A 7154-nucleotide genomic window follows, 5' to 3' on the forward strand; every position below is an offset into this window, starting at 1 on the left:
GAGCATAAAAGGACATAAATTCGAACTATAAAACTAAAAAATTGATTTATAGCAGAGCAAAAACCCTACACAGAAATGTCAGGGCTCAAAAAAAATCAGATAACTTTTGCAGAGCTTTTTACAACGGATTATAAAAAAGAATATGCCCGGGAGGGGACTTGAACCCCTATGAGATTGCTCTCACTAGGACCTGAACCTAGCGCGTCTGCCAATTCCGCCACCCGGGCAATAAACACGATATGATTTTTATATTATGCAAAAAACTTTTTATCGTGTCAATTATCCGCTTTTGTTTTTTGTGTTTTAGGCATATTTTGGACAAGGGATTGCAAGGGTGAGCGAAGCGAAAACAAAGGTCAGCCTTTGGTCGGAGGCGAAAGCCGTAGCCCTGAAAAGCCCGTTTTTTGCGCAGCAAAAATGGCCCAGAATTGTTTACATTTTTTTTGTATTGACCAGACTGCAAAAAAAAGTTATATTTTTAGCAACCCCTTGAGACTTCGTACGAAGTTTCCATTTGACCATAAGGAGAACATACAAGATGAGAAAGTATGAACTTATGACTGTTTTCTCTACAGAAGAAGACAAATTTAAGGCAGCTTCTGATGCAGTTCGCTCAGTGCTTGCCAATTTCGGTGCAAAAATCGACAAAGAAGAGTCTTACGGTGACCGTGACTTGACTTATGTTATCGAAAAACAGAAACGCGGTCGTTTCGTTCTTTTTACAGTTAGCGCAAATCCTGCGAAAATTACAGAAATCGAAACTCAGTTCAAATTAACACATAGCCTTTTGAAGTGGCTTTTTGTAAAAATCGAAGACTAGAAAGTTATTTTCTCTAATAAACACTGTAAATAACAACCTGGAGGCATTTTATGACAGATATTAACCGAGTAGTCCTTGTTGGACGTCTTGTCCGTGACTTGGGAAATGATCAGCGTGATTTTGCTTATACTCCAAACGGTCAGGCACGCGCTAATATCAGCATTGCGGTAAACCGTAGCCGTAAACAGGGTGAACAGTGGGTTGATGAAGCAAACTTTTTCGATGTAACAATCTGGGGTAAAACTGCGGAAAACCTTAAGCCATACCTTACAAAAGGCAAGCAGATTGCCGTAGAAGGATATTTGCGTCAGGATCGTTGGGAAAAAGACGGTCAGAAATTCAGCAAGGTAGGCATTGTTGCTGACAGTGTAATGCTTCTTGGCGGAAGATCGGATAACGGCGGCACTCAGTCGTCAGGGGGGTACACTCCGAAATTCCAGCAAAATAATGGTTTTGCACAGCAGCAGTCTTATCAGCCACCTGCAGAAAGTCCTTCTTTTGGTGGAAATGGCGGCGGATATTCAGAAGATATCCCATTTTAATGTTTAATCATTAAAATCAATTTTTAGGAGACTTAATATGTCAGACGAAGTAACAACTAACGAAGTTGAACAGAAAGTAAATGTAACAGATACACAAGGCGCTTCAGACGGTCGCGAAGGCGAAGAGAAAGGCGCTCGCAGAGGTAAAAAGTTCTTCCGCAAGAAGGTTTGCCGTTTCTGTGCTAATAAAGTAAAAATAGATTACAAAGATGCAGACGGTCTTAAACGCTTTACAACAGAGCGCGGTAAGATTCTTCCTCGTCGCATTACAGGAACTTGCGCTAAACATCAGCGTGAAGTTGCGCTTGCAATCAAACGTGCTCGTGCAATTTGTCTGCTTCCATTCGTTGCAGAATAATAAAAAATAATAAAACGACGATCCAACTCCTGGTGACGCCGTTTTTTAATATCAAGAGGAGCTTGAAAAAATGAAAGTAATTCTTAATGAAGATGTTAAACATCTCGGAGAAATGGGAGATGTTAAAAATGTTGCTAACGGTTATGCACGCAACTTCCTTTTCCCACACATGTTTGCTGTTCCGTACAATGCTGATACTGTAGCATATTTTGAAGGACGCAAAGCAGAAATCGAAGCCCGCAAAGAAGCTAAAAGAAAGGATGCAGCAAGCGCAAAAGACAAACTTGAAGCGACACTCGTTGACCTTACTGTTCCTGCAGCTGCAAACGGAAAGCTTTACGGTGCCGTTACAAGCCAGACAGTTGCTGACTTCTTAAACAAAAATGGTTTCGACATTGAGCGCAAACGCATTGAAATTCAGGGTGTTACAATTAAGAGCGTAGGACACTACACAGCATTGATTCACCTTTACGAATCTACAAACGCTGAAGTAAAAATTTCTGTAAAAGGACAGACTACAGACAGCAAACCACAGGAAGTTTCTTCTAAAAAGGAAACACCTGCAGAAACTGCTGAAGTTCCAGCAGAAGAAAAGGCTGAATAGTTTTTTACTTTCAAAATCTGAAAAGTTCAGACAGTTTGAATAAAAGGCCGGAAAATTTTCCGGCTTTTTTTGTTGATTTTTAAATATAAAAAAAAGATTAAAATGCCGTTGATTTTTCATAATTTTTCATAAAAAGATAAAAAATGCAACGACGCTATACTTCAAAAAGAAAAGCACATTTTTACAGGAGCAAATAATGGACGAACGATTAAAAGACTCGGTTCCGCCGCACAATCTTGAAGCGGAAGTTGCAACTTTGGGGGCAATGCTTCTTGACTGGACTTCGATTCAGGATGTTGTAACATTTTTGCTCCCAGAACATTTCTATTCACTTCAAAATCAGATTATTTACAGCACGCTCATAAAACTTTTTGGAAGCGGAATAACCGGAGACATTCTTACTCTCACAAACGAGCTTTCTAAAAACAATGAGCTTGAAAAAGCTGGCGGTGGAGCTTATATTGCATCCCTTACAAATGAAGTTCCTTCCGCCGCAAACATCGATTATTATGCACATGTCGTTTTGGACAGAGCAACTCGCCGAAGTCTCATAAAAATTTCTTCAGAAATCAAGGCTTCTGCGTTTGATGAATCGCGTGAAAGCCGTTCAATTCTTGAAGAAGCGGAAAAAAAGATTTTCGCCCTTACTGATATGGGACAGACGATTCAAATTCACGATATGCACGAAGTTGTCCAAAGAACATCTGAAATAATTCATCAGCATTATCACAACCACGACACTTATTCCGGAATTCCATGCGGTTTTACAAGGCTTGACAGCATGACAAGCGGTTTTCAGAAGTCTGAACTGAGCATCATCGGCGCACGTCCTTCTATGGGTAAAACGGCTATGGCACTTTCTATGATGGAAAATATTGCTATCGACCAGAAAATTCCTTGCGGCTTTTTCTCTCTTGAAATGTCGTTCGAGCAGATTGGCCAGCGCCTTCTTTCACAGGTAAGCAGAATTCCAGGACACAAAATTCGGTCGGGAATAATGAAGCTTGATGATTTGCAAAAAATAAATGATGCCGCAGGACGGGTTTTTGATTCTCCACTTTATATCGTCGACACTCCGAATATGCAGCTTTTGGATTTGCGAGCAATGGCAAGGCGAATGGTGCAGTCAAAAGGTGTAAAAATTATTTTTATTGACTACATCGGTCTTATTTCAACGCAAAATTCAGCCGCTCCTGTTTACGAGCAAGTTTCAGAAATTTCAAAATCACTAAAAAGTCTTGCCAGAGAGCTTGACATTCCTGTCGTTGCCTTATGTCAGGTTGCCCGCGACGCCGAAGGTTCCGAACCGACACTTGCGCAGCTGAGAGGCTCAGGCTCAATCGAACAAGATGCCGATGTTGTAATGTTTATTCACCGTGAACGGAAAAAGACGGAAGAGGGCGAAATAGATCCTGTTCAGGACGCAAAACTGATTATTGCAAAACAGCGTAACGGTCCAATCGGAGATGTAAACCTTCTGTTCTTGAGCTCATATACCAAATTTGAAAATAAAGCTACGGAAGAATAAAAAGGAATTTGAAAACAATTCGAAATTAGTTAGAGGCAAATTTTCTTTTAAATCACAGAATAACCGAGAGAAGTTATTATTTCCTCTATTTTTTTGTTGCCGTTTAATTTTTCTTTTGACAGAATTTTTGCAGATTTTTTCTTAAAATTTACTTTTGCATAGAATCCAGACTCGTTAAGCTTGTTTTGAATGTGGCTTGCGCAGTTTTTACACTTCATTCCATCAATTTTTATGAGCGTCGCATAAGGATAGTGTGATTTATTTTTGTCTAAAGGATTTATTTTTATTTCGGAATTTCCGCTGCTACAGCAGCTTTCGCCATTGAGCCGTTTTATAAAAGACTTTAGTCCTAGACATGCGAGTAAAATCAATAAAATTATCAGGATCGCATTTGCAATCATTTGTTTTCTCCGCAGCAGCTTTTGCATCTGCCGTCTTTAAAAGCCTTGCAAGAATAGCATCCAGCAGGAATTCCTGATTTTTTTTCTATTTTTTTTGATTTGATAATCGAATGAACAACAAAAACAATCCAAAAAGCAATGAACAAAACAATAAAAATATTTGCAATCATTTTTTTCTCCGCAAAAGTTAAAATATCTGTCCGCTTTTTTTTTGCTTTACAAATCGGCAAGTTTTTCTTCGGACAGATATTTTTAAGGCAGTCTCCAAAATTTTTCAGAAATTGCCTTTACTTATTTTAATTTTTTTTGTCCATTTCAGCATACGGATTTTTTCTGAAAAGTCCATACAGGAACATAAGAACAAAAATTATCGCAAAGACAGTTCCTGCGCCAAAATGACCTGTTGTAAAAAGATTGCCAAGCTGATAAACAATCAAAGTTACAATGTAGGCGAAGGCATTCTGGAATAAAATTGCAAACCAGAACCATTTTCGATTGCGAAGCTCATTTGCCATTGTAGAAATTGCAGCAAGACAAGGAGAATCAAGCAAATTGAACAAAAGGAAGCAGAATGCGACAAGTCCTGTCGGGAACCATTTTGCAATTGCATCAACCGCATTTTTTGCATTTCCATCTTCGCTTTCCTCAGCTTCAACTTCATCGCCAGAAATTACATCAGAAACGTTTCCTGCGCCTGCAAGAGCTTCAGTATCTTCATCACTTGCTCCAGCAAGAACGCCCATCGTTGTAACAATTCCTTCCTTTGCAGAAAAACCTGAAATTACAGAAGCGGCGCACTGCCATCCGCCTTCTTCATTTCCAAAACCAAGCGGAATAAACGCATAGCGAAGGACTCCTCCGACTTTTGCCATAATTGAATCATTTGCATCTTCAACAAGGCCAAAAACCGGCTTTTCGGCAGATTGCTGCGCAACAGTCTCATTTTCGCTTTCTTCAGTTTTTACAGACCAGCCGTAGCTTGAAAGGAACCACATTACAAGGCAGGCGAGGAAGAGAATTGTTCCGGCTTTTTTTATGAAAGACCATAATCTCTCCCAAGTATGCAAAAGAACAGTCTTTAACTGCGGAATATGATACTGAGGAAGTTCCATAATAAAAGGCGCAGCAGGACCATGAAAATATTTTGTCTTTTTAAGGATAATAGAAGCGAGCAGAACGCTTAAAATTCCAATTCCATACATAGCAGGACCAACCCACGAACCGTCAGAATTGGTAAATTTAGTCGCAATAATTGCTGCAATCATTGCGATTACAGGAAGTTTTGCGCCGCAAGGAATCCAGGTCGTAGTCATAATTGTCATTCGGCGGTCATTTTCGTTTTCGATTGTACGGCTTGCCATAATTCCAGGAATTCCACAGCCAGAACTTATAAGAAGCGGAATGAATGATTTTCCAGAAAGCCCGAATTTTCTAAAAACCCTGTCCATTACGAACGCAATCCGAACCATGTAGCCAACGTCTTCAAGAATCGAAAGCAAGATGAACAAAACCGCCATCTGAGGAACAAAACCAAGAACAGCGCCAAGTCCACCAAGAATCCCGTTAACGACACAGTCGATAAGGACAGGGTTTGCACCAGCGTTTTCAAGCAAAGTCTGAGCGCCGCCCTGAATCCATTCGCCAAACAAAACATCATTTGCCCAGTCAGTTCCCATCGTGCCGACAGTAGAAACTGCAACCCAATAAACAAACCACATTACAGCAAGGAAAATCGGAATTCCGAGAATTCTGTTTGTAACAATGCGGTCGATCTTGTCAGAAGCAGTCATTGTTTTTCCAGATTTTACAAGGACGCCTTTCAAAATCGCATTTATGCTCTCGTATCTTTCATTTGTAATGATTGATTCAATATCATCGTCATGAGACTTTTCCAAGGCGCAAGTTTCGTTTTCAGCCTTGATTTTTGACTCTTCGTCAAGTTTTAGTTTTGAAAGAATCACGCTGTCCCTTTCAAGAACTTTTATTGCCGTCCATCTGCGCGTAGATTCTTCAATTTCTGAAGGCAGGATCTCTTCAATTGCACCGATCGCCTTTTCAACCTCAGAAGAAAACCGAATTACAGCCGGCTTAGTTTTTTCAGAAGCGGCTTTTTGAGCGGCGGCAATTATTTCTTTTACGCCTTTTCCATGGAGCGCAACAGTTTCGATTACTGGACAGCCAAGTTTTTCAGAAAGTTTTGCCGCATCAATCTTATCTCCTGACTTTTTTAGGGCATCAACCATGTTGAGCGCCATTACGACAGGTTTTCCAAGCTCCATAATCTGAGTTGTAAGATAAAGGTTTCTTTCAAGGTTTGTACCGTCAATAATGTTAAGAATGGCGTCNNCAGCAGGCTCGCTTGAAGCCAGATAATCGCGCGAAACTACTTCTTCATTTGTGTATGGCGAAAGCGAATATATTCCCGGAAGGTCAGTCACAATCAAATCGCTTTTGCCTTTTACCTTTCCTTCTTTTTTTTCAACAGTTACTCCAGGCCAGTTTCCAACATACTGAACAGTTCCAGTAAGGGAATTAAACATTGTCGTTTTTCCGCAGTTTGGATTTCCTGCAAGTGCAATTTTAGTACTCATTTTACTATCCTTATTTTGATTTTTATTCAACTTCAATATTTTGCGCATCGTCTTTGCGCACAGAAAGTTCATATCCGCGGATTGTAACTTCCACAGGATCTCCAAGCGGAGCAACTTTTCTTACAAAAACTTTACAGCCTTTCGTAAATCCCATGTCCATAAGGCGGCGTTTTAAGGCTCCTTCACCGTCAAGTTTTGTAACTGTCACGGTAGAACCAACCTCGGCGTCTCTTAAAGTACTCATTTTTTCCTCCTATAAAAATTCAATGAGAAAATATCTACTTCCGATTTTTTTCGGGCGGCTTTTTGC

9 protein-coding genes and 1 tRNA gene are annotated in these 7154 nt (G+C 40.1%); 5 read left to right on the forward strand and 5 right to left on the reverse strand.

Annotated features, from left to right (window positions below):
• Positions 1-143: 143 nt before the first annotated feature.
• Positions 144-227: transfer RNA gene (locus tag B3Y13_RS07365), tRNA-Leu, on the reverse strand.
• A 311-nt stretch (positions 228-538) separates the two neighbouring features.
• Here B3Y13_RS07365 and rpsF point away from each other — a divergent pair.
• From rpsF to dnaB, 5 genes are all read left to right on the forward strand, one after another.
• On the forward strand, positions 539-820 hold the full coding sequence (gene rpsF, locus B3Y13_RS07370) for a 30S ribosomal protein S6 (RefSeq protein ID WP_296022606.1): 282 nt from the start codon (positions 539-541) through the stop codon (positions 818-820).
• A 50-nt stretch (positions 821-870) separates the two neighbouring features.
• Positions 871-1362: a single-stranded DNA-binding protein gene (locus tag B3Y13_RS07375; protein ID WP_296022607.1), complete on the forward strand. Its 492-nt coding sequence runs from the start codon at positions 871-873 to the stop codon at positions 1360-1362.
• Between the two features lie 37 nt (positions 1363-1399).
• Positions 1400-1720: a 30S ribosomal protein S18 gene (gene rpsR, locus B3Y13_RS07380; protein ID WP_296668648.1), complete on the forward strand. Its 321-nt coding sequence runs from the start codon at positions 1400-1402 to the stop codon at positions 1718-1720.
• Between the two features lie 70 nt (positions 1721-1790).
• Complete coding sequence (rplI, locus tag B3Y13_RS07385; RefSeq protein ID WP_296668649.1) at positions 1791-2324, forward strand: 50S ribosomal protein L9; 534 nt, start codon at positions 1791-1793, stop codon at positions 2322-2324.
• A 196-nt stretch (positions 2325-2520) separates the two neighbouring features.
• A complete protein-coding gene (dnaB, locus tag B3Y13_RS07390) occupies positions 2521-3852 on the forward strand; it encodes a replicative DNA helicase (RefSeq protein ID WP_296022609.1) in 1332 nt (443 codons plus the stop codon).
• Between the two features lie 47 nt (positions 3853-3899).
• On the opposite strand, the gene B3Y13_RS07395 is transcribed toward dnaB, so the two are convergent.
• The 4 genes from B3Y13_RS07395 to B3Y13_RS07410 form a co-directional block, all read right to left on the reverse strand.
• Complete coding sequence (locus B3Y13_RS07395; RefSeq protein ID WP_296668652.1) at positions 3900-4253, reverse strand: heavy-metal-associated domain-containing protein; 354 nt, start codon at positions 4251-4253, stop codon at positions 3900-3902.
• Complete coding sequence (locus tag B3Y13_RS07400) at positions 4250-4423, reverse strand: hypothetical protein (protein WP_296022611.1); 174 nt, start codon at positions 4421-4423, stop codon at positions 4250-4252. Before B3Y13_RS07400 ends, B3Y13_RS07395 begins: the two co-directional genes overlap by 4 nt.
• 126 nt (positions 4424-4549) lie before the next feature.
• Complete coding sequence (feoB, locus tag B3Y13_RS07405) at positions 4550-6916, reverse strand: ferrous iron transport protein B (protein ID WP_422664329.1); 2367 nt, start codon at positions 6914-6916, stop codon at positions 4550-4552.
• Positions 6867-7088, reverse strand: a complete 222-nt coding sequence (locus B3Y13_RS07410; protein WP_288516532.1) for a FeoA family protein — start codon at positions 7086-7088, stop codon at positions 6867-6869. The genes feoB and B3Y13_RS07410 overlap by 50 nt, the downstream gene beginning before the upstream one ends.
• Positions 7089-7154: the final 66 nt, after the last annotated feature.

Source organism: Treponema sp. UBA7567, from assembly GCF_002476655.1.
Classification (GTDB): domain Bacteria; phylum Spirochaetota; class Spirochaetia; order Treponematales; family Treponemataceae; genus Treponema_D.

What these genes read in the sequence shown, in the direction of transcription:
- rpsF (WP_296022606.1), top strand. Translation starts at nt 539, where the DNA reads ATGAGAAAGTATGAACTTATGACTGTTTTCTCTACAGAAGAAGACAAA.
- B3Y13_RS07375 (WP_296022607.1), top strand. Translation starts at nt 871, where the DNA reads ATGACAGATATTAACCGAGTAGTCCTTGTTGGACGTCTTGTCCGTGAC.
- rpsR (WP_296668648.1), top strand. Translation starts at nt 1,400, where the DNA reads ATGTCAGACGAAGTAACAACTAACGAAGTTGAACAGAAAGTAAATGTA.
- rplI (WP_296668649.1), top strand. Translation starts at nt 1,791, where the DNA reads ATGAAAGTAATTCTTAATGAAGATGTTAAACATCTCGGAGAAATGGGA.
- dnaB (WP_296022609.1), top strand. Translation starts at nt 2,521, where the DNA reads ATGGACGAACGATTAAAAGACTCGGTTCCGCCGCACAATCTTGAAGCG.
- B3Y13_RS07395 (WP_296668652.1), bottom strand. Translation starts at nt 4,253, where the DNA reads ATGATTGCAAATGCGATCCTGATAATTTTATTGATTTTACTCGCATGT.
- B3Y13_RS07400 (WP_296022611.1), bottom strand. Translation starts at nt 4,423, where the DNA reads ATGATTGCAAATATTTTTATTGTTTTGTTCATTGCTTTTTGGATTGTT.
- B3Y13_RS07410 (WP_288516532.1), bottom strand. Translation starts at nt 7,088, where the DNA reads ATGAGTACTTTAAGAGACGCCGAGGTTGGTTCTACCGTGACAGTTACA.